This window comes from Streptomyces krungchingensis (assembly GCF_054729265.1).
This window is the reverse complement of record NZ_JBPUKY010000001.1, coordinates 1233633-1257927: the sequence shown is the minus strand read 5'-3', so window position 1 is coordinate 1257927 and position 24295 is coordinate 1233633. Positions and strand designations below refer to the sequence as shown.

General features: G+C 71.9%; 18 protein-coding genes. 10 read left to right on the top strand and 8 right to left on the bottom strand.

Annotated elements, in window-relative coordinates; genetic code table 11:
- The first annotated feature begins 1 nt into the window (after position 1).
- Positions 2-1300 carry a lipopolysaccharide biosynthesis protein RfbH gene (gene rfbH, locus ACSYGO_RS05725; RefSeq protein WP_460385952.1) on the top strand — a complete coding sequence of 433 codons (1299 nt, stop codon included), beginning with the start codon at positions 2-4 and terminating at the stop codon, positions 1298-1300.
- A 101-nt stretch (positions 1301-1401) separates the two neighbouring features.
- On the opposite strand, the gene ACSYGO_RS05720 is transcribed toward rfbH, so the two are convergent.
- Genes ACSYGO_RS05720 through ACSYGO_RS05685 form a run of 8 tightly spaced genes read right to left on the bottom strand, consistent with a single transcriptional unit; the run spans position 1402 to position 14487 of the window.
- Positions 1402-2556, bottom strand: a complete 1155-nt coding sequence (locus tag ACSYGO_RS05720; RefSeq protein WP_460385951.1) for an acyl-CoA dehydrogenase family protein — start codon at positions 2554-2556, stop codon at positions 1402-1404.
- Positions 2553-3074, bottom strand: a complete 522-nt coding sequence (locus ACSYGO_RS05715) for a flavin reductase family protein (protein WP_432186990.1) — start codon at positions 3072-3074, stop codon at positions 2553-2555. The genes ACSYGO_RS05720 and ACSYGO_RS05715 overlap by 4 nt, the downstream gene beginning before the upstream one ends.
- On the bottom strand, positions 3071-4087 hold the full coding sequence (locus ACSYGO_RS05710) for a Gfo/Idh/MocA family protein (protein WP_460385950.1): 1017 nt from the start codon (positions 4085-4087) through the stop codon (positions 3071-3073). The genes ACSYGO_RS05715 and ACSYGO_RS05710 overlap by 4 nt, the downstream gene beginning before the upstream one ends.
- A complete protein-coding gene (locus ACSYGO_RS05705; protein WP_460385949.1) occupies positions 4066-5496 on the bottom strand; it encodes an NDP-hexose 2,3-dehydratase family protein in 1431 nt (476 codons plus the stop codon). The genes ACSYGO_RS05710 and ACSYGO_RS05705 overlap by 22 nt, the downstream gene beginning before the upstream one ends.
- Complete coding sequence (locus tag ACSYGO_RS05700) at positions 5493-7148, bottom strand: (2,3-dihydroxybenzoyl)adenylate synthase (protein WP_460385948.1); 1656 nt, start codon at positions 7146-7148, stop codon at positions 5493-5495. Before ACSYGO_RS05700 ends, ACSYGO_RS05705 begins: the two co-directional genes overlap by 4 nt.
- On the bottom strand, positions 7145-12373 hold the full coding sequence (locus ACSYGO_RS05695; protein ID WP_460385946.1) for a type I polyketide synthase: 5229 nt from the start codon (positions 12371-12373) through the stop codon (positions 7145-7147). Before ACSYGO_RS05695 ends, ACSYGO_RS05700 begins: the two co-directional genes overlap by 4 nt.
- Entirely contained in the window at positions 12361-13389 is a 1029-nt protein-coding gene (locus tag ACSYGO_RS05690) for a ketoacyl-ACP synthase III family protein (RefSeq protein ID WP_460385945.1), read from the bottom strand. The genes ACSYGO_RS05695 and ACSYGO_RS05690 overlap by 13 nt, the downstream gene beginning before the upstream one ends.
- A 54-nt stretch (positions 13390-13443) precedes the next feature.
- The gene (locus ACSYGO_RS05685) at positions 13444-14487 is read right to left on the bottom strand and encodes a methyltransferase (RefSeq protein ID WP_460385944.1); all 1044 of its coding nucleotides are present in this window, start codon (positions 14485-14487) and stop codon (positions 13444-13446) included.
- Positions 14488-14695: 208 nt separating this feature from the next.
- Between ACSYGO_RS05685 and ACSYGO_RS05680 the strand changes: the two genes are divergently transcribed.
- The 9 genes from ACSYGO_RS05680 (at position 14696) to ACSYGO_RS05640 (ending at position 24240) form a co-directional block, all read left to right on the top strand.
- Complete coding sequence (locus ACSYGO_RS05680) at positions 14696-15964, top strand: beta-ketoacyl-[acyl-carrier-protein] synthase family protein (protein WP_435227956.1); 1269 nt, start codon at positions 14696-14698, stop codon at positions 15962-15964.
- Positions 15961-17184, top strand: a complete 1224-nt coding sequence (locus ACSYGO_RS05675) for a ketosynthase chain-length factor (RefSeq protein ID WP_460385943.1) — start codon at positions 15961-15963, stop codon at positions 17182-17184. The genes ACSYGO_RS05680 and ACSYGO_RS05675 overlap by 4 nt, the downstream gene beginning before the upstream one ends.
- Positions 17185-17225: 41 nt before the next feature.
- Positions 17226-17483, top strand: coding sequence for an acyl carrier protein (locus tag ACSYGO_RS05670; RefSeq protein ID WP_426678353.1), 258 nt, complete (start codon positions 17226-17228; stop codon positions 17481-17483).
- Positions 17480-19219, top strand: coding sequence for an acetyl-CoA carboxylase carboxyl transferase subunit alpha (gene accA, locus ACSYGO_RS05665; protein ID WP_460385942.1), 1740 nt, complete (start codon positions 17480-17482; stop codon positions 19217-19219). Before ACSYGO_RS05670 ends, accA begins: the two co-directional genes overlap by 4 nt.
- A 4-nt stretch (positions 19220-19223) precedes the next feature.
- Entirely contained in the window at positions 19224-19751 is a 528-nt protein-coding gene (locus ACSYGO_RS05660) for an acetyl-CoA carboxylase biotin carboxyl carrier protein (RefSeq protein ID WP_460385941.1), read from the top strand.
- Positions 19752-19757: 6 nt separating this feature from the next.
- Positions 19758-21170 (top strand): acetyl-CoA carboxylase biotin carboxylase subunit, encoded by a 1413-nt coding sequence (locus tag ACSYGO_RS05655; protein WP_426678356.1) that lies wholly within the window; start codon positions 19758-19760, stop codon positions 21168-21170.
- Between the two features lie 14 nt (positions 21171-21184).
- Entirely contained in the window at positions 21185-22249 is a 1065-nt protein-coding gene (locus ACSYGO_RS05650) for a glucose-1-phosphate thymidylyltransferase (protein ID WP_432174704.1), read from the top strand.
- A complete protein-coding gene (rfbB, locus tag ACSYGO_RS05645; RefSeq protein WP_460385940.1) occupies positions 22246-23235 on the top strand; it encodes a dTDP-glucose 4,6-dehydratase in 990 nt (329 codons plus the stop codon). The genes ACSYGO_RS05650 and rfbB overlap by 4 nt, the downstream gene beginning before the upstream one ends.
- 192 nt (positions 23236-23427) lie before the next feature.
- A complete protein-coding gene (locus ACSYGO_RS05640) occupies positions 23428-24240 on the top strand; it encodes an AfsR/SARP family transcriptional regulator (RefSeq protein ID WP_460385939.1) in 813 nt (270 codons plus the stop codon).
- The last annotated feature ends 55 nt before the right edge of the window (positions 24241-24295 follow it).

Here is a 24295-nt window from a genome sequence, read left to right as displayed (position 1 = left end):
GATGGACATACGCAGCGCACTGCTGGAACTGACCCGGAAATTCCACCAGGAGCAGACCGAGGACAGCTTCGTCCCCGGACAGACATCGATCCTCACCTCGGGCGCGGTGCTGGACGAGGAGGACCGGGTCGCCTTCGTCGAAGCGGCCCTGGACATGACGATCGCCGCCGGAGCGCGGGCCCGGACCTTCGAGAGCCGGTTCGCCCGCGCCATGAAGGCGCGCAAAGCACATCTGACCAACTCCGGTTCCTCGGCCAACCTCCTCGCGCTCAGCGCACTCACCTCGCCACAGCTGGAGGACGCCCGGCTGGTCCCCGGCGACGAGGTGATCACGGTCGCGACGGGCTTCCCCACCACCGTCAACCCGGTGCTGCAGAACGGCCTCGTACCGGTCTTCGTCGACATCGAACTCGGCACGTACAACACGACACTGGAACGCGTCGAGGAGGCCATCGGGCCGCGGACCCGCGCCATCATGGTCGCGCACGCGCTCGGCAACCCCTTCCCGGCGGCCGAGATCGCCGAACTCGCCTCCCGCCACAGCCTGTTCCTCGTCGAGGACAACTGCGACGCCGTCGGCTCGCTCTACCAGGGCCGGCTCACCGGCACCTTCGGCGACCTGTCCACCGTCAGCTTCTATCCCGCCCACCACCTGACAATGGGGGAGGGCGGCTGCGTACTGACCGGGAACCTGGCGCTCGCGCGGATCGTCGAGTCGATGCGGGACTGGGGACGCGACTGCTGGTGCGAACCCGGCGAGGACAACCGCTGCCTGCGCCGATTCGACTACAGCTTCGGCACGCTCCCGCAGGGATACGACCACAAGTACGTGTTCTCGCATGTCGGTTACAACCTCAAGACGACGGACGTCCAGGCGGCCCTCGGCCTGAGCCAGCTGCGCCGCCTGGAGGAGTTCGGCGCGGCACGGCGGCGCAACTGGCAGCGCCTGCGCGACGGGCTGCAGGACGTCCCCGGGCTGCTGCTGCCCGAGGCGACGCCCGGCAGCGACCCCAGCTGGTTCGGCTTCGTCCTCACCGTCCTGCCCGACGCCCCCTTCACCCGCGCCGCCCTGGTGTCCTTCCTGGAGGACCGCAAGATCCGCACCCGGAGGCTGTTCGCGGGCAACCTCACCCGGCATCCCGCCTACGAGGGACGGAACTTCCGGGTGGTGGGGGAGCTGACCAACAGCGACGTCACCACCGAAGCGACGTTCTGGATCGGCGTGTACCCCGGCATCACCCCGGAGATGGTGGACTACATGGTCGCCTCGATACGCGAGTTCGTGGCGGCGGCGTCCTGACCGGGCGGCCCTGACGCGCACACAGGTGAGGGGGCGGCCACAGGGCCGCCCCCTCACCTCGTGTCTTCGTGTCTCTCCTCGTCCACCCGACGGGGACCGTGTCACTCCTCGCCGAGCGCGTGCTTCGCCCAGCCGTCGGCGTTCACGTCCGGCTGGAGCGCGGCGTGCCCGGCCATGCAGTGCACGTCCCGCCACACCCGCTGAACCGGGTGGGACAGGGCCTGGCCCCGGGCGCCGCTCATCCGCATCAGCCCGTTCACGGAGTCGAGCAGCAGGTCCACCGCGGTCGAGTAGTCGCGCGTGACCCGCAACGTCAGGGCCGGGGTCAGCTCCGCCTCGTCGGCCTCGGCCGCCGCGTGGTCGACGATCAGCCGTGCCGCGTCGAGGCCGGCCGCGGCCCGGGCCAGCGTCAGGCGCACGCCGGGCCGGGACCCGGTCCGGACGCCGTTGATCTCGACGCGGCTCGCGGTCCATCGCGTCCACGCCCCGACGGCGCCCTCGACGGCGCCGACACCCGGGGCCACGAAGAACAGGCCGTTGATCAGCTTGAGCGGTACGCGGTGCAGGCGCGGAGCGGAGGGGGCCGGGTCGCCCGCGAGAACCGTACGGTGCTCGAAGCTGCGGTGCTCCGGCACGAACACGTCGTCGAGGACCACGCTGTTGCTGCCCGTGCCGCGCAGCCCCACATTGCGCCAGGTGTCCAGCACCCGGTAGTCACGGCGCGGCAGCACGAAGTGCCGCAGCGCCGGCGGACCTTCGGGACCGCGGACCAGACCGCCCACCATCGTCCACTGCGCGTGGTCCACCCCGCTGGCGAAGTCCCAGGTGCCGCTCAGCCGCCAGCCGCCCGGCACCGTGTCGACCGTGCCCGACGGTGCCAGCGATCCGGCGAGCGGCACGTCCGGCCCGTCGCCCCACAGTTCCTCCTGCCCCTCCTCGGGCAGGTGCGAGCACATGCGGCCCACGGCCGCGAGCACCCCGGCGCACCAGGCCGCCGACATGCAGCCGGTGCCCACCACGGACAGCGCCCGCGCGAGGTCGCGCATCGCGCCCGGGGCAGCGGCCGAGCCGCCCCAGCGCGGGCCCACCAAGTGCCGCGCGAACCCGGCGCTCACCAGCGCCTCGGCGACGGTGGCGGACAGCCGGTCGTCGGAGTCCGCGGCGGCCGCGTGCTCCGCGGCCAGCTCGGCCACCTTGCCCGCGGCCGCCGACAGACCGGCGTCCGGAGGAGGAGCGGTGGGCGTCGCGTTCGTCATCGGGAATCCGCCTCTCTGTGGTGGGTCGGGGGCTGCAGGCCGTGGAACGACCGCGCGAAATACACCAGCGGAGCACCCGTGAACGACTCGCAGCGGTGCACCAGACCGACGAGGATCACGTGGTCCCCGGCATCGATCCGGCGGTCCAGCACGCATTCGATACGGGCCACCACGCCGCCCAGCAGCGGCACTCCACCCAGGCCCGCGGAGACCGGCAGCCCTTCGTACTTGTCGATGTTCTTGGTGGCGAAGCGCTGCGCCAGGTGTGCCTGGTCCTCGCGCAGCAGATGCACGGCCATCACGCCGGCCGTCTCGAACGCCGGGCGGCAGTCGGCTCCCCGGTCCAGACAGACCAGCACCATCGGCGGGTCCATCGACAGCGACGAGAAGGCCGTCGCGGTGAAGCCGCGCGGCGCCCCGGACTCGTCCACCGTGGTCACCACGGCGACCCCGCTGGGCCACCGGGACAGCGAGTCGCGCAGGAGGGTCCGGTCGACGCCGGTGGACGCGGTGGTCATGGCGGACTTCCCGGACCCGGGCCGGCCGCCGCACGCACGGCGTCCACCAGCTCGGCCTGCCGCACGGCCGCCGTGCGCTCCGCCGCCGGATCCGCGCGGCCCCGCACCAGATCCGCGAAACGGGCCGCGATGTTGGCGAACTGGTCGTCGGCCGCGAGTGTCAGCTCCTCCACCCGGTCCTGCCGTTCGATCCGCAGGACGGGACGGTGCTCCGGGGGAGGGGTGAAGGCGCGGTCGAGGACGATCCGGCCGGCACTGCCCCACAGGGTGTACGCCGACCGGTAGGAGTGGCGGAAGCCGAACGACACATGGGAGCCGACGCCGTCGCCGCCGCGCAGCAGCGCGGCGCCGCCGACGTCCACGCCCGTTGACGCGTCGGCCGTCAGGGCCGCGCCCACCACCGACACCGTCCCGCCGAGCAGGAGCTGGGTGACGCGCAGCGTGTAGACGCCGGCGTCGAGCAGGGCGCCGCCGCCCAGCTCGGGGCGGTGCCGGATGTCCTGGGCGGGCAGCGGCGGGAAGCCGAACTCGGCACTCATCTGGCGCAGTTCGCCGATCTCGCCGCGTTCGAGCAGGTCCGTGACGGCCGCGTGCTGGGAGTGGTGGAGGAACATGAAGCTCTCCATCAGCACGAGCCCTCCCTCTTCGGCGAGCCCGGCCAGGTCGCGCGCCTGACCGGCGTCGGTGACCATCGGCTTCTCGACCAGGACGTGCTTGCCCGCCTTCAGCGCCCGTGCGGCCCAGGGAGCGTGCAGCGCGGGCGGCAGCGGTATGTACACAGCGGTGATGTCCTCGCGCTCCAGGAGCCGTTCGTATCCGTGCACCGGGTCCGCGTCGAACCGGTCCGCCGCCGACGCCGCGCGGTCCCGGTCCCGGCTCGCGATCGCCGTGACGCGGACCCCAGGGGTCCGCGCCATCGCGGGCAGCATGCGGCGCATGGCGATGCCGCCGCAGCCGAGGACACCGACCGGCAGGGGAGCCGTCCGCCCGGTCACCACAGGCTGTGCAGACATGCGACGAGGCTGCGCGCCTGGACGTTGAGATAGTGACTGTGCCGCAGCAGCCCGGTCACCTGATGGACCGTCAGCCATCGGTATCCCTCCGGTTCTTCGACGGGGAAGCCGTCCTCGACCTCGATCACCGTGTAGCGGCACTCGGCGTGGTGGAACCGGCCGCCCTCCTCGGACTGCACCGCGTCGAAGCGCACGCGGTCCCGGGGGACGCCGGTCACGTAGTCGAGGAACGGCGGCCGGTGGTCGTCGGGCAGCCCCCGGTAGGTGTCCGGGGTGCACTGCACGGTGGGGCCCAGCTCGACGCCGTGCGGGAATCCCGCCTCGGGACGGGCGTGGAACAGCAGATGGGTCACACCGCCGATGGTGCGCACCAGCAGTGCGGCCAGGCCGAGGCCGTGCGGGGCCAGCAGCGGCTGTGTCCAGTTGAGCACCTCGCGGCTGCCGGCCGTCACCCGGGCGCCGATGATCGAGAAGTGCCGTCCCTCCGCGTGGCTGATCGCGTCCTCGGTGCGGTTCCAGCCCTCGACCCGGTTCAACGGAATGCGTTCCGTGCGCAGTTCGTGGCGGGCCGTGGTGTCGGCGAACCAGCTCAGCACCGACGGCGTGCTGTGCAGCGCCCCTTCCTCCGGCGCCATGGAGCGGCGCAGGCCCGCGCGGAACTCGCCGTGCGGACCGGGCGGCGGCGCTCCGGTGGGCCGGGCGAACGGCACACAGGACAGGACGGTCCTCGCGTCCATGTTCACCATGTTGTCCAGGCGCAGGAGTTCCTGGATCTCGCCGACCGTCATCCAGCGGTAGTCGTCGTGCGGCGGGACGTCCTCGGTCGTCTCCACCACGATGTTGCGGTTGCGCTTGCCGAGGAACCACGAGCCCTGTTCGGACTGGAGGACGTCGACGAGCACCCGCGCCCGCCCGGGATCGGTGAAGTACTCCAGATACCTGACGCCCGAACCCTGGTGCACCCGCTTCTGGTTGCTCCGGGTCGCCTGCACGGTCGGCGACAGCTGCACGACGTTGACGTTGCCGGGCTCCATCTTGGCCTGCATCAGACAGTGCAGGACGCCGTCGATCTCCTTGACCAGGAAGCCGAGCATGCCGATCTCGGGCTGGTTGATGATCGGCTGGTCCCAGCGGGGCACCTTCCCGTGGTCGGTGTGCACGCGATGGCCCTCGATGGTGAAGAAGCGGCCGCTGCGATGGCCGAGATCGCCGGTGTCCGGCCGGAAGGACCACTCCGCCAGCTCGGCGAAGGGGACCCGGGTGACCTCGAAGGTGTGGGCCTTTCTACGTGCGGTCAGCCAGGCCAGCGTGGCCTTGACCGACGTCCGGTCCTCGGCCGCGGCCCCCGACTCGGTGAACCGCGCCTGCGGGCCGGGTCCGTCGGCCGTGAGCGGGTGCTCGGTGGTCATGAGGTCACCTCGGCCCTCGTCCCGTCCAGCAGACCCCGCAGAGCCTTCTTGTCGGGCTTGCCGACGGGTGTGTGCGGGAGATCGGGCAGGATCTCCAGGCGCTCGGGAATCTTGAACGCGGCCAGCCCTCGCGCGGTCAGCGCCGCCGACACGTCCTCCAGGGTGAGCGCGCGGCCCTCGTGGAGACGCACGAACAGACAGACCCGCTCGCCGACTTCGGGGTCCGGCGCCGGCACCGCGGCCACCTCCGCGACCTCGGGCATCTCCTGCACCAGGGTCTCTATCTCCCCGGCCGCGATCTTCTCGCCCCCGCGGTTGATCAGGTCCTTGACCCGGCCGCACACCACCACATGGCCCTGCGCGGTGATCCGCACCAGGTCACCCGTGCGGTACCAGCCGTCGGACGTGAACGACAGGGCGTTCTGGTCGGGCACGCCGTAGTAGCCGCGGGGCGTGTAGGGGCCGCGGGTGAGCAGCTCGCCCGTCTCACCGGGCCGCACCGGACGGCCGTCCGGGCCGACGACCAGCAGTTCGTCGTACGCGCTGACCGGTGCGCCCTGCGTGCCGTGGGCGACCTCGTCCGTCGCGTCGGGAGGGGTGTAGCAGATGAGGCCCTCGGCCATCCCGTACACCTGCTGGATCCGGCAGCCCAGGGCGGGCCCGATCCGGGCGGCGAGCTCCGGCGAGAGCACCGAACCGCCCACGTGCACATGGCGCAGGCTCGACAGGTCGCGGCCGCAAGCGGGCGCGGCCTCCGTCCACTTCAGGGCCACCGCGGGCACCGCCGAGGTGGTGGTGACGCGCTCCCGCTCGACGGCGGCGAACACCGCGTCGGGCCGCGGCGAGGACAGCAGCACGACCCGGCCGCCGGCTGAGAGGGTGCCGAGGATGCCCGGGCTGGCGAGCGGATAGTTGTGGCCGGCGGGCAGGACCGTCAGGTAGACGGTCTCCGCGGTGACGGCACAGGCGGCGGCGGACTGCCGGATGTTGTACTCGTAGTCGTTGTGCGTCCGGCTGATCACCTTCGGCAGGCCGGTGGTGCCGCCGGACAGCAGGAAGAGGGCCACCTCCATGGCGTCCGGGGCGGCCTTGTCCAGCCTCCCGCGCCGCGCGGCCGTGTCGCCGTCCGGCCTCAGCAGGGCACGCACGTCGATGCTGCCGGGCCGTACGTCGTCGCCGACGACCAGCACCAGGGGCTCGCCGGGCAGCCGTCCGGCGACCCGGTGGGCGAGTGCCTGATGGTCGTAGCCCCGCCAGGTGCCGGGCACGACGAGCGCCTTGGCGCGCACATGGGCCCCGATCGAGGCCAGTTCGTACTCGCGGTGCGGTGGCAGCATCATCACCGGCGCCACACCGAGCCGGAAACAGGCCAGTGTCACGACCACGAACTCCCAGCAGTTGGGCAACTGCACGAGAACCGTGTCGCCGTCGGCCAGACCCTGGCCCGCGAGCCGTTCGGCCAGGGCGTCCGCCGAGGCGGCCAGCTCCGCGTAGCCGAGCCGGACGTCGCCGTCGACCAGCGCGGTCCGGTCGGCCCAGGCGTCCGCCCAGTCCCACATCAGCGCGCCCAGCGGGCGGCCGCGCCAGCAGTCCGCCTCGACGTAACGACGCGCGGCGTCGGCGGGCCAGGGCACGAATCCTTCGCGTTTCACCGTGCGCTCCTCTCGTCGGCCGGAGCGGGGTCGGGGGTGCCGACGCGCTGCGCGAGCAGGTCGGCGACCGCGTGGACGGTGGGGCGGTCCCAGAAGAGCGTCGCGGGCAGCGGCATCCTGAACTGCCTTTCGAGACCGCGCCGGATCCGCACGGTCATCACCGAGTCGAGGCCCATCTCGGCCAGGGCCCGGTGCGGATCCATCTCGGACGCCGCCAGCCGGGTCTCGGCCGCGACCTGTCGGCTCACCGCGGAGGTGAGGAAGGTGCGCAGCTCCTCGCCCTCCAGGCCGGCCCACGGGACCTCGGCCTCGTCGTCCTCCTGGTCCTGCGGCGCGTCCGTGGGCACCTCGCCGAGCAGCGGGAGCCGCCGCTGTCCGGGTTCCGGCGGCAGCGTGCGCAACACGGCCGCGTAGCCGAGGCCGTAGCGGTCCGCCAGCTCCCAGGAGGCGAAGGCCTCCAGGGAACTGATGTCGGCGGTGCCGTGCGCGGCCAGCTCGGCGTCGATGACCTCGGACGAGGTGGACATGCCGAGCCCGCGCCACGACGTCCAGCCGAAGCTGACGGTGCCGGTGTCCCCGGCGGCACTGCGGTGCGCCGCCAGCGCGTCGAGGAACGCGTTGCCCGCCGCGTAGCTGGACTGCCCGGGCAGGCCCAGCAGTTGACCGCAGGACGAGAACAGCACCAGGAAGTCGAGACTGCCGGGCGGGAACAGCCCGTGCAGCACCCAGGCACCCTCGGCCTTCGGCCGCAGCACCGCCCGCAGCGAGTCCTCGTCGAGCGCGCGCAGCGGCCGGTCGTCCAGGACACCGGCGGCGTGCACGACGCCCCGGACGGGCGGCAGCCCCAGCGCGGTCGGCGACAGGAGCTTCTCCGCGGCGTCCGCGTCCGAGACGTCCAGCGCGACCGTGACCACGGTGCAGCCCAGCCGCTCCAGGGACCTGACCGCTTCCACCCGGCTCCGGACCGGCGGATCGGTGATGTCGTCCCACTCGTCCCGTGGCGGCAGCGACCGCCGTCCGGTCAGCACGAGACGGCGTGCGCCCCGCTCGGCCAGCCAGTGCGCGACCTCCAGCCCGAGCGCGCCCAGTCCGCCCGTGACCAGATACGTGCCGTCCGGGCGGCAGGTCGTCGCGGGCCGGACCGGCTCGCCGTCCAGCAGCGCGAGCCGTGCCACCTCCGGCTGTCCCTCGCGCACCGCCACGACGTCCTCGCCGTGCGTCGTGCCGAGCAGGTCCACGAACCCCGCGACGTCCCGGGGCGAGGACCCGAGGTCCACGATGCCGCCCCACAGGTCCGGATGCTCACCGGCGATGACGCGGCCCAGCCCCCACAGGGGACCGTGGGCGAGCGAGGCCTCGGTCGCGCTCTCGCGCACTCCCTGCGTCACGCACCACAGCCGGGGTGGACGCGGGGCCGGGGCCAGCCGCTGAGCTGTCCGGGCGAGCAGCCAGGCCGCCCGCAGGGACGCCCTGCCGACCGGTTCCCGAGGCCGTCCCGGAGCCGGCACGACCACCACGGTGTGGTCGTCGGAGAGCTCACCCTCGCGCAGCTCGTCCGGGTCGGACGCGATCCGGTGCGGCACCGCCTCGGCGACCAGCCGGCGGCTCAACCGCTCCACCAGGGAGCGGTCGTCGCCGACGAGCACCACCGTCCGATGCGCACCGGGGTCCTGCTGTTCCATGGGACGCCACCGCATGCGGTGGACGAGCCGGCGGGGACCGGTGGTGGTCCCCACGTCGCCCTCCAGCAGTCCGTACCGCAGGCCGTCGAGCCGGCCCGCCGGCGTGCCCCGCTCGTCCTCGATCTCCACGTCGACGACGTCCTCGCCGGTCAGCCGTACGGTGATGCGGGCGGTGGCCGGGCACGCCCCTTCGAGCGCGACCCGTTTGATGTGCGCGGGCATGCGCAGCACCGGCGGACCGGGGAACACCACGGACGCGGTGGACAGCGCGGCGTCCAGGACCGAGGCCCAGGTGGCCGGCGGCTCCGAGGACCCGGGATCCGCGACGACCCGGGCCACCAGGACGCCCTCGCCCCCGTGCAGTTCGGTGATCTTCCAGGCGAAGCCCATGGCGGCGACGCCGAGTTCCGCGAGGCGGTCCACCACACGCCCGGTGGGCAGCACGTCCGGTGCGACGACCGGGGTCGGCTCGCCGAGAGTGCCGTGCGGTTCGACGACGGCCGTGGTGTGGGTGACCAGGCCCCTGTCGTCTCCGGGCTCCCCGACGATGCGCGAGGTGAGCCGGAGCGTGGCGTCCTGGCTGACGACCTGGACCTCGCGCGGCTGGGACACCGACACGGGCACGCGCAGCGCCACGTCGGTGAGATCCGGCAGGGTGCCTCCCGAGGCGGCGGCGTTCAGGAAGGTGTTCAGCAGCACGGCGGCCGGGATGATCTCCACCTCGCGGACCGGATGGTCACCCGGGTAGGGCCGGCTGCCGTGGTCGAGGTGGGTCCGCCAGGCCTGCGCCGGGGTCGTGCCCGCGAACGTGGTCCGTCCGCCGAGCAGGGTGTGCGTGGTGACGTCGTGCCGGTCGCCGGCGGCCCGGCGCGGCGGCGGCTCCTCCAGCCAGTACGGCTTGCGCTGCCAGGCGACGCACGGCAGTTCGGCGGGGTCCGTCACCGGCCAGGAACGCGACCAGTCCACGTCGGCGCCGTGGCAGTAGAGCTGTCCGAGACCGGCCAGCAGTGTCTCGCGCTCGGGCCGGCGGCGACGCAGCGAGTGGGTGACGAAGGCGTCCTCGACGCCGAGATGGTCGAGCGACTCGCCGACCGAGTGCTCGACCACCGGATGCGGCGACACCTCCAGGAAGAGCCGGTACCCGTCCTCGACGGCCGCCGCGACGCCCTGCGCGAACCGCACCCGGCCGCCGAGGTTGGCCGCCCAGTAGCCGCCGTCGCGCGGGGCGACGCTGCGGGGGTCGTCCAGAGCCGTGCTGTAGACGGGAAGCGTGGCGGGGGACGGCACCAGGTCGGCCGCCGCGGCCGTCAGGTCGTCGAGGAGGGGGTCCATGTGCGGACTGTGGAACGCCACGTCCGAATCGACGGCCCGCACCGCGACGCCCTCGGCGCGCCACCGCTCGGAGATCTCCGCGACCGCGGGGACGTCCCCGGAGACGACGGTGGAGCCGGGCGACGCGGTGATCGCCACGGTCACGTCCCGGCGGTCGCCCAGACGGCGTGCGGCCTCCTCGGCGGTCAGCCCCACCATGGCCATGGCTCCCCGCCCGGCCACCCGGCGCAGCAGCAGGGAGCGCCGGCACACCAGCCGGGCGCCCTGCTCCTGCGTGAGCATCCCGGCGGCCACGGCGGCGGCGATCTCACCGACCGAGTGGCCGATGACCGCGTCGGGGTGCAGCCCGCGCTCCCGCCACAGTGCGCTCAGCGCCGTCTGCACGGCGAAGATCAGCGGCTGCACCACGTCGACGGGCTGCGGGGCGTCGTCCAGGAGGGCGGCGGTGGGGGAGACGCCCATCTCCTCAAGGAAGACGGGCTCCAGCTCCTCGACGACCCGCGCGAACACCGGTTCCTCGGCGAGGAGTTCGCGTCCCATGCCGGTCCACTGCGAGCCGTGCCCGGAGAACACCCAGACCAGACCGCGCCCGGCAGTCGGCAGCACCGAGCCGGTGCCGACCCCCGGCGCACCACCCGAGTCCGCGAACTCCCGGAGCCGAGAGAGGAGTTGGTCGCGGTTCGCGGCCACCACGGCGGCCCGGTGGAGCAGCTGGGTGCGCCGCGCGGCCAAGGTGTGGCCCACCTGCGCGAGGGCCGTCGCGGGGGTCTCGTCGAGCCGGTCGGCGAGCCTGCCCGCGTACTCCCGCACCGCGGCCTCGCTCGCACCCGACAGCGGATACACCGCGGGTTCCGCGTCCCGCGCGGCGCGCGGTCCCTTGTCCAGGGTCTGCGGACCCTCGGGGTCCGGAGCCTGCTCCAGGACGACGTGCGCGATGGTGCCGCCGTACCCGTAGCCCGAGACCCCGGCCCGCCGCGGACCGTCGGACGCGGGCCAGGGCGTCGGCTCGGTGACCACCCGAAGGCCCGAAGTCGCCCACGGGATAGCGGGGTTGGGCTCGGTGAAGTTCAGACTGGGCGGGATCTCGGCGTGCTGGAGAGCGAGGACCGTCTTGATCACACCGGCGATGCCCGCGCCCGCCTCCAGATGCCCGATGTTGGGTTTGACGGACCCGATCAGACACGGCCGGTCCTGCGGCCTGTTCACGCCGAAGACCGAGGCCATCGCCCCGGCCTCCAGCGGATCGCCCGCGCGGGTGCCCGTGCCGTGCGCCTCGACGTAGCCGACGGTGACCGGGTCGAGCCCCGCGTGCTCGTACGTCCGGCGCATCAGATGGGCCTGCGCCTCGCCGTTGGGCGCCATGATGCCGCTGGTCCTGCCGTCCTGGTGGACCGCGCTGCCCCGGATCAGGGCGAGGACGCGGTCCCCGTCGCGCCGGGCGTCCGACAGCCGCTTGAGGACGACGACCCCGCCGCCCTCACCGCGGCCGTAGCCGTCGCCGTTCGCGTCGAAGGACTTGCAGCGCCCGTCGGGTGCCGTCGCGCCCGCCGCGTCCAGCACCAGCGACAGACCGGGCGACGCCATCACGAGCACGCCGCCCGCCAGCGCCACCGGGCACTCGCCCGCCCGCAGGCTCTGCACCGCCATGTGGACGGACACCAGCGACGACGAGCACGCCGTGTCGACGGCGACGCTCGGCCCGCGCAGGTCCAGCGTGTACGAGACCCGGTTGGCGACCCCGCAGTAGGCGCCGCCGATGCCGGTCCACGCCTCGATGCGGGGCAGGTCCTCCAGCATCCGGCGCCCGTAGTCGTCCGAACCGACGCCCATGAACACACCGGCGTCGCTGCCCGCGAGATCCCGAGGGGGGATGCCGGCGTGCTCCAGCGCCTCCCAGGCCAGCTCCAGGACGATCCGCTGCTGCGGGTCCATCAGCGCGGCCTCGCGCGGGGTGACGTCGAAGAAGTCGGCGTCGAACCCCTTGATGTCGTCGAGGAACGCCCCGTACCGCGTCACGCCGTCCAGGGCCGCCGCGTTCTCCCGGTCGAGGGTTCCGTACCACTCCCAGCGGCCATCAGGCACTTCGCCGATCGCGTCCCGCCCCTCGACGAGCAGCGACCAGAACTCCTTCGGCGAATCGATCCCCCCGGCGAACCGGCACGCCATGCCCACCACGGCGACGGGTTCGGGCGCCGTCGTCACCGTGTCCACGACGGCACCTCGGTGATCTCGAACATCGCGCCCGCCACCGTCATACCGGGCCCGAGCCCGTACATCAGGTAGTGGTCGCCCGGCTTCAGCCTGCCGTCGCACAGCAGCCGGTCGAGCGCGACGAGCTGGTCGCTGACGCCCAGGTGCCCGATGTCGCGTCCCACCTCCCAGGTGGTGCGCTCCGCCGGCAGCCCCAGCAGGGGAAGCAGCCGCTTCTCGATCGTGGTGCGCGAGGTGTTCATGTAGCTGAGGAAGGTGACGTCCTCGACACCGAGGCCGGTGGCCGCCGTCCACCGGTCGTACAGGTCCTGGTGGGCCTTCATCAGGAGCGGCCGCATCTGCTCCCCCTCGTGCTTGAGGAAGTGCTGGTTGCGTTCGGAGAAGTCGAGCCGCCGCCCGATCGTGGCACCCGGCGGGAACATCGGCTCTCCGCTGCGGTGCATCGCCTCCAGCTCGGGTACGGCGACGCAGTCGACCCACAGCAGCTTGGCGAAGCCGGGTTCCTTGCCGAGCAGCAGCGCGCTCGCGCCGTCGCCGACCAGCATGCCGCCGCCCGTGGCCCGCCAGCGGTCGATCAGCGGCGTGCCGAAGTTCTCCGCGCCGAGCAGCAGCGCGTCCGACGACCGCGGATTGCCGCGCAGGAAGCCGGCGGCGAGCTGCAGACCGCTGAACACGCCGGTGCAGCCGTGCCGGAGCTCCACCGCGAGGGCCTCGCCCCCGAGGTGGCGCTGCACGTACGACTGCGGGCCCCAGCCGTCCGGGCCCTGGTGCCACACGCTCGCGTACAGGATCAGATCGACGACCGACGGGTCGGTTCCGACGCGTTCGAACAGCTGGCGGGCCGCGCGCACCGCGAGCTCCGGGGCGGGCACGTCACCGGCGACCCGCACGCCCGTCAGCTCGCCGTCGGCGACGTCCTCGGCATCCAGGCGGCCCTCGGCCACCGCCTGCGCGGTGCTCACGGGCTCCGGCAGATGCACCCCGAGGGACCTCACGTACAGGTCTTGTCCTTGCACTGAACTCTCCTTCTCCTGTGGGCCCGGGGGCTGCCGCCGGCCCGGACGAGGCGCCTACTTGTGGCCGACGACCAGGGAATGGCTGAACCCGAGGCCGTCGTAGCGCTCGACGCGGGAGAAGCCGGCGTCGCGAATGGCCTTGTCCATGTCCTTCGGGGCGTACGTCATGCCCTCTCCGGAGGCGAGGGTGAGGAAGTAGGGCGAGACCAGCCCGCCGCTCATCGAGCCGGTGCCCTCGTCGTTCGAGACGAAGTTGTAGACCAGGCAGACACCGCCGGGCGGCAGGGCCTCGTAGCACTTGCGCAGCAGCTCGGTGTTCCGCTCCAGCGACCAGATCTCGAAGATGTGGAAGAACATGATCCCGTCGGCGCCCTCGGGCAGCGCGTCGGTGAACAGGTCGCCCGGGTGGAAGTGCACCCGCTTGCTCAGCTCGGCGTCCTCGGTCCGCTGCGCCGCGATGCGGGTGACGCTCTCCTGGTCGAAGACCGTCACCTCCAGGTGCGGGTAGCGGCGGGCCAGTTCGATGCTGTTGGTGCCGTCGCCGCCGCCGATGTCGATGACGTGGTGCAGCCCGGAGAAGTCGTACCGGTCGAGGATCTGCGCGAACGCCTTCTTCGACGCGTCGCCCATGTTCCGGTAGAACACCTCCTGCAACTCGGGGTGCGCCGTGAGCCGTTCGTACAGCGTGTCGCCGGGACCCTCGATGTGGCGCAGCCCCACGTTGGTGTTCTGCCGCATCGACTCGGCGAAGTCGTCGAGCGAGCGGTTGATGATGTCGGCCTGGATGTCCACCAGCGGGCCCAGGAAGCGCGGGCTCGACCTCAGCAGCTTGCGCCGCACCATCTCGCTGTTGACGTACTTGTCGTCCTTCTTCTCCAGAAGCCGCAGCGAGGCGAGTCCGAGGAGCAGGATGCGGGCGGGCTGGGCCTCGGTGCCGATCGCCTCTGCGGCCTCCTCGATGTCCATGCCCTCGGCCGCCTCCAGGCGCTCGAAGAGGTCGAACTCGAGCCCCGTACGCAGCAGTTCGAACGCGGTCGTGCCGTGAATGAGGATCCGCAGGTAGTCCGCTTCGCTGACGGTGATGGTGCCGCTGGCCATGGACGTCCCTTCCGATGTGGGGAAGGCGAGCGGGCGCTCGCGGGCACACCGTCGCAAGGGCCTCTAGCGCGCGCCTCGACGCCCGCTCGAATCGAACCGGCGGCTGCCCTTCAACTTGCGTTCGAGGTCGCCTCAAGCGGTGCCCCGAATGCTTCGGGACGCGGCATTGCAGGCTGGATCCACTTCAGATATCGGGGGATGAGACAGCATGGCCCGAGATGTAGTGATAACGGGTGTCGGCGTCGTGGCTCCAGGAGGCATCGGCAGCAAACCGTTCTGGGACCTGCTCGTCTCCGGCCGCACCGCGACCCGCACCATCACCCACTTCGACGCCTCGCCCTTTCGGTCGACCGTGGCCGCCGAGTGCGACTTCGACGCGCAGGCCGAAGGGCTCACGGCCGAGGAGGCCGGCCGGCTCGACCGGGCCACCCAGTTCGCGCTGGTCGCCGCCCGCGAAGCCCTGGAGGACAGCGGCCTCGCCGGCGACGGGCCCGACCCCTGCCGCACGGGCGTCACGCTCGGCAGCGCGGTCGGCTGCACCACGAGCCTGGAACGCGAGTACGTCGTCACCAGTCACGGCGGCCGCGACTGGCTCGTCGACCCGGACCTCGCGGTCCCGCACCTGTACGACTACTTCGTCCCCAGCTCCATGGCCGCCGAGGTGGCCTGGGCCGCGGGCGCGCAGGGCCCCTGCTCCGTGGTCTCCACGGGCTGCACCTCCGGGCTCGACGCGGTCGGCCACGCCGTGCGGCTCATCGAGGAGGGCTCGGCGGACGTCATGGTCGCGGGCGGCACCGACGCGCCCATCTCGCCCATCACGGTCGCCTGCTTCGACGCGATCCGGGCGACCACGCCCCGCAACGACGAACCGGCCACCGCCTCCCGCCCGTTCGACCGCACCCGCAACGGCTTCGTCCTGGGCGAGGGCTGCGCGGTGTTCGTCCTGGAGGAACGGGAGCGGGCCAGGGCCCGCGGTGCCCATGTGTACGCCGGTGTCGGCGGGTTCGCCTCGCGGTGCAACGCCTTCCACATGACCGGACTGCGCCCGGACGGCAAGGAGATGGCCGCCGCCATCGAAACGGCCCTGGACGAGGCCCGGGTGCGCCCGGATGAAGTGAGCTACGTCAACGCGCACGGCTCCGGCACCAAACAGAACGACCGGCACGAGACGGCCGCGTTCAAGAAGGCGCTGGGCGACCACGCCCGCCGCACCCCCGTCAGCTCCATCAAGTCGATGATCGGCCACTCGCTCGGTGCCATCGGCTCCGTCGAACTCGCGGCCTGCGCGCTCGCCATCGAGAACGGCGCCGTCCCGCCGACGGCCAACCTGCACGAGCCGGACCCGGAATGCGACCTCGACTACGTGCCGTTGACGGCACGCGAGGCCCGGCTCGACGTCGTCCTCAGCGTCGGCAGCGGATTCGGCGGCTTCCAGAGCGCGATGGTGCTCACCCGTCCCGGTCGGGCGGAACAGTGAACGCTGTCGTCGTCACGGGCCTGGGCGTCGTCGCGCCGAACGGCCTGAGCACCGAGGAGTACTGGAACGCCACCCTCGCGGCCCGTTCCGGCATCGGCCGCATCACCCGCTTCGAACCCGAGCGCTACCCCGCCACCCTGGCCGGCGAGATCCGCGGCTTCGAACCCGCCGCCCACCTGCCCGGCCGGCTCGTCCCGCAGACCGACCACTCCACCAGGCTCTCCCTGGTGGCCGCCGACGAGGCGGTCCGCGACGCCGGCCTCGACACCGGACAACTGCCCGAGTACGGCGTGGGCGTGGTGACTGCGAACAGCGCGGGCGGTTTCGAGTTCGGGCACCAGGAACTCGACAACCTGTGGCGCAAGGGACCCGAGTACGTCAGCGCGTACCAGTCCTTCGCCTGGTTCTACGCGGTCAACACCGGACAGATCTCCATCCGGCACGGCCTGCGCGGCTCCAGCGGGGTGCTGGTCGCCGACGAGGCGGGCGGCCTCGACGCGCTCGCCCAGGCCAGGCGGCTGCTGCGCCGTGACCTGGACGCCGTGGTCACCGGCGCGGTCGACGGCTCCCTGTGTCCCTGGGGCTGGATCGCCCAGACCTCGACCGGGCAGCTGAGCACGGCCGAGGACCCGGCCCTCGCGTACCGGCCGTTCGACGAGCGGGCCGCGGGCTTCGTGCCGGGGGAGGGCGGCGCCATCCTGGTCGTCGAGGACGAGGCGAAGGCCCGCGCGCGGCACGCACCCCGGATCCACGGCAGGATCCTCGGACACGCCGCCACGTTCGACCCGAGACCGGGCACCGTGCCCGTGGACGACGCGTCCGCCCTGACCAGGGCCATCGAACTCGCCCTCGCCGACGCCGGTGCCGTGGCCGATGACATCGATGCCGTCTTCGCCGACGCGGCCGGTGTTCCGCACCTGGACCGGGCGGAGGCCGCCGCGCTCGGCGCGGTCTTCGGCGCGCGCGAGCTCCCGGTCGCCGTGCCCAAGACGCTGACCGGACGACTGTGCGCGGGCGCCGGTCCCCTCGACGTCGCCACCGCGCTGCTCGCCCTGCGCGACGGGGTCCTTCCCCCGGCGGCGCACACCCGGCCGTCCCCCCGGTACGGGCTCCGTGTGGTCGTCGGCCGGCCGCTGGAACTGCGCCTGCGTGCCGTGCTGGTCGTCGCCCGCGGCCTCGGCGGCTTCAACTCCGCGATGGTCGTGGGCGCCTCCCACTGAGCCCTGACCACGCTCGGCAACCCCACATAGGAGACCCAGCCATGCCAGAACTGACCATGGGCGAGCTCGCCCGCATCCTGCGTGAGTGCGCGGGCGAGGGCGAAGGCGTCGCCCTCGACGGGGAGTTCGCGGACACGCTCTTCACCGACCTCGGCTACGACTCGCTGGCCGTACTGGAGACCGCGTCCCGCCTCAAACGGGACTACGGCGTCGAGCTGACCGACGACGAGGTCGTCGACGTCGGCACCCCGGCCCGGCTCCTCGAACTGGCCAGGCGCCAGATCGCCGCGCGTTCATGAGCGCCCCGGCCGAGACGACCACGCCCGCGGCCTGGTGGCTGTGCGACCACTGCCGGCGGCCCGTCTACGCCAAGCGGCTCGCCCGGTCCTCCGGGGTGTGCCCGGAGTGCGGCCACCACAGGAGACTGTCGGCCCCGGAGCGGCTCGACCAGCTCCTCGACCCGGGGTCGGCCCAGGCCCTGGGCGTGCCGCGCACCGCCGACGACGTCCTCGGCTTCACGGACACCCGGCCCTACCACGAGCGACTGGCGGAGGCGCGCGACCGGACCGGACTCGACGACGCCGCGATCGCCGTCCGCGGCCGCATCGGCGGTTGCGAAGTGGCGGTCGTCGCCATGGAGTTCGGCTTCATGGGCGGCAGCCTCAGCGGCGGCGTCGGCGAACTCATCACGCTCACCGCCGAGACGGCCCTGGCCGAACGACGCCCGCTGGTCATCGTCTGCGCGTCCGGCGGCGCCCGGATGCAGGAGGGCCTGATCTCCCTGATGCAGATGGCGAAGACGAGCCAGGCCCTGCTCGCCCTCGACGAGGCCGGCATCCCCACCGTCTCCGTCATCACCGACCCGGTGTACGGCGGAGTGGCCGCCTCGTTCGCCACGCTCTGCGACGTGATCGTGGCCGAACCGGGAGCCCGTATGGGGTTCGCGGGGCCGCGCGTCATCGAGCGGACCATCGGCGAGCGGCTCCCGGAGAACTTCCAGCGCGCCGAGTTCCTCCGCGAGCACGGTCAGGTCGACGTGGTCGCACCGCGCCAGGAGCTGCGCGCCACCCTGATCCGGCTGCTCGGCGCGCTGGCTCCGCCGCGGGACACCCGGGCGGGACATCCGCGGGCGGAACGGACCGAGCCGGAGTCCACCGACACGGCACCCGGCGCACCGGACCCCGGCCTGCTCACCCGTCCCGAACAGGTCCCCGACCTCGACCCCTGGCAGGCGGTGCGCCTGGCGAGGAACCTCGAACGCCCCACCGCGCTCGACTACATCGGCCTGCTCGTCGACGACTTCCAGGAACTGCACGGCGACCGGCTCGGCGGCGACTGCCCGGCCACCGTCGGGGGAGTCGGCCGCCTCGACGGCCGGCCCGTGATGGTGGTCGGCCAGCAGAAAGGACACACCGCGGCGGCACTGCGGGAACGGAACTTCGGCATGCCGGTGCCCGCCGGCTACCGCAAGGCCGCCCGGCTGATGCGCCTGGCCGCGAAGGTGGGCATCCCGGTGCTCACCCTCGTCGACACCAGCGGTGCCTTCCCGGGCATCGAGGCGGAGCGCGGAGGCCAGGCCGTGGCCATCGCGGAGAACCTGCGGCTGATGTCCGGGCTGCCCGTGCCGATCGTCGCCGTGATCGTCTCGGAGGGCGGCAGCGGCGGCGCCCTGGGACTCGCCGTCGCCGACCGGGTGCTCGCGCTCAGCAACGCCGTCTACTCGGTGATCAGCCCGGAGGGATGTGCCGCGATCCTGTGGCGCGACCCCGAGGCGGCACCGCACGCAGCTCGTGAACTCGGCCTTCACGCACGCGAGTTGCTCGCCCAAGGAGTGGTCGACGGAGTCGTCCTCGAACCGGAGGGCGGCGCGCAGAGCGATCACCGCGTCGCGGCGGAGCGTCTCGCCGGCGCCGTACGGCCGCTGCTCGAGGAACTGACAGTGCTGACCACCGATCAACTGCTGGCCGGACGACGGGCCCGTTTCCGCGGCTTCGGCAGCCCGGCACCGGCCGGCCGCCCCGCGCCGGAAAGGTGATGAGATGCCCACGCCCGACAGCGTCGCCACCCTCGACGCCCTGCTGAGTGACGGACGACCCGACAGTCTTCCCTCGGTCCTGGAGGCCGCCAAGACGAGCATGATCGAGCTCTTCTCGGAGGCTCCCGTCCCACCGTCCGCCGTCCGTGTGACGGTCGGGCCGGTCACCATCGAGATGGACTGGCCGGGCACCCGGACCACGGCGCATGAGCTCGCGGCCCCCTCGCAGGCAGGTACCGCACCGGTCGCGACGCCCGCGGCCGAGCCGGCCGGACAGCCCCCGCTCGACCACATCCACGCCCCGACGGTCGGGGTCTTCTACCGCGCGCCCGAACCGGGCGCCAAACCCTTCGTGACCGAGGGGGACACCGTCGTCCCCGGTCAACAGGTGGGCCTCATCGAGGCGATGAAGCTGATGATCCCCGTCGAGTCGGACCGGCACGGTGTCATCGGCGAGTTCCTCCAGCCCAACGCGGGCCTCGTCGAGTACGGCGACCCGTTGTGCTCCCTCGTCCCGGCCGACGGGCGGTGAGGCGCAGTGTTCCGCACCGTCCTCGTCGCCAACCGGGGCGAGATCGCCCTGCGTGTCGCGCGCGCCTGCCGTGAACTGGGGATCAGGGTCGCCGTCGTGTACTCGACCGAGGACACCGACAGCGAGGTCGTGCGGTACGCCGACGAGGCGGTCCGCATCGGCCCGGGGTCGGCACAGGCGAGCTACCTCAGCATCCCCGCCGTCATCGAGGCCGCCCGGCGCGTCGGAGCGGACGCGATCCACCCCGGCTACGGATTCCTCTCCGAGAACGCCGACTTCGCCGAGGTGTGCGCCGCCGAGGGCATCACCTTCATCGGCCCGCCCCCGGAGGTGATGGAGGCGCTGGGCGACAAGTCCACCTGCCGCGGCCTCATGGCCGACGCCGGGCTGCCCCTGCTGCCCGGCACGCTGGACCCCGTGTCGTCGCCGCGCGAGGCCGAGGCGTTCGCGGCCGAGATCGGCTACCCGGTGGTGGTGAAGGCGGTCGCCGGGGGCGGCGGCCGCGGGATCGGAGTGGCGCACTCGGCCGCCGAGTTCCCCGCCGTCTACCGGGAGACGCGGCGCCACGCCGCCGCCGTGTTCGGGGACGGCAGGGTCTATCTGGAGCGCTATCTGCAGTCGGCACGGCACGTGGAGATCCAGATACTCGCCGACCGCTTCGGCAATGTGATCCATCTCGGCGAGCGCGACTGCTCGGTGCAGCGCCGCCACCAGAAGCTCATCGAGGAGACCCCGGCTCCCGGGCTGGACCGCGACGTGCTCACCGCGATGGCGGAACACGCCGTGCAGGGGGCCAAGGCCGCCGGATACGTCGGCGCGGGGACCTTCGAGTTCCTGTACGACGACAGCGGACGCTTCTACTTCATGGAGGTCAACTGCCGTATCCAGGTCGAGCATCCGGTCACCGAGATGGTCACCGGCGTCGACCTGGTCCATGAGCAGTTGTGGGTCGCCGCCGGGCATCCGCTGCGGCTCGGCCGGCGTGACGTCGTGCCCCGCGGGTGCGCCGTCGAGTGCCGCATCAACGCGGAGGACGCCGACCGGGACTTCACCCCGACGCCCGGGCTCATCGACGAACTCACCCTGCCGGCAGGCCCGTTCGTGCGCGTGGACACGCATGTGCGGGACGGCTCGCGCATCTCCGTCTTCTACGATCCGCTGCTCGCCAAGGTCGCCGTCTGGGCCCCCGACCGGGAGCTCGCGCTGGCCCGTATGCGCCGTGCCCTGGACGAGGTCCGGATCGAGGGCAAGGGCATGCACACCACGGCGGGCTTCCTCCGCTCGGTCGTCGAGAGCGACGAGTTCAGCACGGCCCGGCACGACACCGGGCTCGTCGGCCGGCTCCTGGAGCCCGAGCCGGCTGCCGCGGGGACCCGGGACCCGGGGCCCTCGCCGGCACAACCACCGAACGCCTCGTAGGGAAGGTTCAGCTCATGAAAGCGCTCGTGCTTTCCGGCGGTTCAGGAACCCGGCTGCGGCCGATCACCCACACGCTGGCCAAACAACTCGTGCCCGTGGGCAACAAACCGGTGCTGTTCCACGGTCTGGAAGCGATCGCCGCCGCGGGGGTGACGGAGACCGGCATCGTCGTCGGGGACACCCGTGCCCAGATCGAGGCCGCGGTCGGCGACGGATCGCGGTTCGGCCTGGAGGTCTCCTATCTGTGGCAGCGGGAGCCGCTCGGTCTGGCCCACGCTGTGAAGATAGCCCGTGACTTCCTCGGTGACGACGACTTCGTGATGTATCTGGGGGACAACATCGTCTTCGACGGCATCACCGACTTCGTGGAGCGGTTCCGGGCCCACCGGCCCGCCGCGCAGATCATGCTCGCCCAGGTCGACGACCCCCGGCAGTTCGGCGTGGCCGAGGTGTCCGCGGAGGGCCGCGTCACGGGGCTCCAGGAAAAACCGCGCCGGCCGCGGAGCGATCTCGCCGTCGTGGGCGTCTATCTGTTCAGCTCGGCCGTGCACAAGGCGGTCGCCGAGGTGGAGCCCTCGGCGCGCGGCGAACTGGAGATCACGGATGCGGTGCAGTGGCTCATCGACCACGACCTGCGGACCGACGCCGCCGTCATGACCGGCTGCTGGAAGGACACGGGGAACGTGCCGGACATGCTGGAGGTCAACCGGCTGGTGCTGCGGTCCCTCGATCCCTCCAGCGCCGGCATCGTGCGCGACAGTGAGATCAGCGGCCAGGTGGTCGTCGAGCCGGGGGCGCGGGTGACCGGTTCCGTGGTCGTCGGCCCGGCCGTGATCGGCTCGGGAACGACCGTCACCAACTCGCGTGTCGGCCCGTACACCTCGATCGCGGAGGACTGCCGTATCACCGACAGCTGGATCCGCGACTCGATCGTGATGCCGCGTGCCTCGATCACCGGTGTCCGGCCGCTGGAGTCCTCGCTGATCGGACAGGACGTCGAGATCGCCCGCACCCCCGAACCGCCGGGTGCGCACAATCTCGTCCTCGGGGACCGCAGCCGGGTGCGGATCGCGTCATGAACGGACCGCGCATTCTGGTCACCGGCGGCGCCGGTTTCATCGGCTCGCACTACGTGCGTGCCGTGCTGGCCGGGCAGTATCCCGCTTTTGCGGACGCGGAGGTGACAGTCCTCGACAAACTGACCTACGCCGGAAATCCCGCCAATTTGGGCGAAGTACGGTGCGAGTTCGTGTGGGGAGATTTATGCGACCCCGAGCTGCTGAGCAAGGTGATACCCGGCCAAGATGTCGTCGTCAATTTTGCCGCGGAATCCCACGTCGACCGTTCCATCGCCGGTTCCGCGGAATTCGTGCAGACCAATGTGCTCGGGGTCCACGCCCTGCTCCAGGCCTGTCTGGAGGCGGGCACGCCGCGTGTCGTGCAGGTCTCGACGGACGAGGTGTACGGATCGATCGACGCCGGCTCGTGGGACGAGGAGGCCCCGCTGCGGCCGCGTTCGCCCTACGCGGCGTCCAAGGCCGGCGGAGACCTGGTGGCCCGCGCCTACGCGGTCACCCACGGCCTGCCGGTGTCCATCACCCGCTGCGGCAACAACTACGGGCCGCGCCAGTACCCCGAGAAGGTCATTCCGCTCTTCATCACCAGGCTCCTGGAGGGCCGGAAGGTGCCGCTGTACGGCGACGGCGGCAACGTCCGCGACTGGGTGCACGTCGAGGACCACTGCCGTGGCGTGCAGCTGGTCGCCGAGCGCGGCGAGCCGGGCGAGATCTACCACATCGCGGGCACCGCGGAATTGACCAATCGTCAATTGACCGAGCGTCTTCTCGAAGCCTGCGGTCGTGACTGGGACATGGTGGAACACGTCATGGACCGCAAGGGGCACGACCGGCGCTACAGCCTGGACGACAGCAAGCTGCGCGCTCTCGGTTTTGCTCCACGCATACCTTTCGCCACGGGATTGGCCGAGACTGTTCGCTGGTACGCGGATCACCCAGAGTGGCGTATAGGGCAGAGCTTTGTTTCACGAGAGGGGGATCAGTCGTAACGGACGGTGTCCACGTTTGCGGCACGCCGCCGATTTTTCAGAGCTGCGCATTCGTGTGCAGTCTTGATCGCAATACTCACGAGTAAGGCATGGTTTTTTTGTCCGCTCGTGATAATCTGATTCATCTCGGATTGCCTTAGCAGCACTGACTGCGGGGGTAAGTTGTTTTTGGCCATCCTGGGGGTAAGCAAGATGAAGCTCGGAGTGCTCGGTACATTAACCATCGATGATGTCGAAGTAGCCGAAATCCTGACGGCACCCAAGCCTCGCAGCGTACTGGCGATGCTGATGCTCGAACCCGGCCGTGCGGTGTCCACGGCCTCCCTGATCCAGGAGCTCTGGGACGAGCGCCCGCCGCGCAGCGCGTCCACCACGCTCCAGACGTACGTCCTGCAACTGCGGAGGATGTTCCGCGACGTCGCCCAGGAAGTGGGCCGGCCTCCGACGGACGCGCTCGTCACCCGGGTCCCCGGGTACCTCCTCCAGGCGGACCACACCGAACACGACCTCAGCGCCTACGAGAACCTGGTCGAGCAGGGACAGAAGTTCCTGGAGCAGGGCGACAACGAAAGAGCGGAGGAGCTGCTCTCGCGCGCACTCGAGCTCTGGCGCGGCGCCCCGCTGAGCGACGTACGCCCCGGCCCGCTGCTCTATCCGCAGATCTGCGGCCTGGAGGAGAGCCGGCTGGCCGCGACCGAGATGCGCATCGAGGCCAACCTGCGGCTCGGCCGGCACCGCGAGGTACAGAGCGAACTGACCGTCCTGGTGGGCAGTTACCCCCTGCACGAGGGGATCCGCGTCAAGCACATGCTGGCCCTGTTCCGGGCCGGCCGGCTGTCCGCCGCGCTCGACTCGTTCCACCAGTACCGGCACCGGCTGGTCACGGACCTGGGCCTGGAACCGTCCCCGCGCATACGGGGCCTCCAGCACGCCATGCTGTGCTTCGACCCCATGGCCGACTCGCTGGCGATTCTCGACCGTGTGGCGTCAGGCGTTTCCCACTGAGTATTCCGTGAATGGAATCGGGGGAAATCCACACCTGTTTTATGTGTGTCATTGG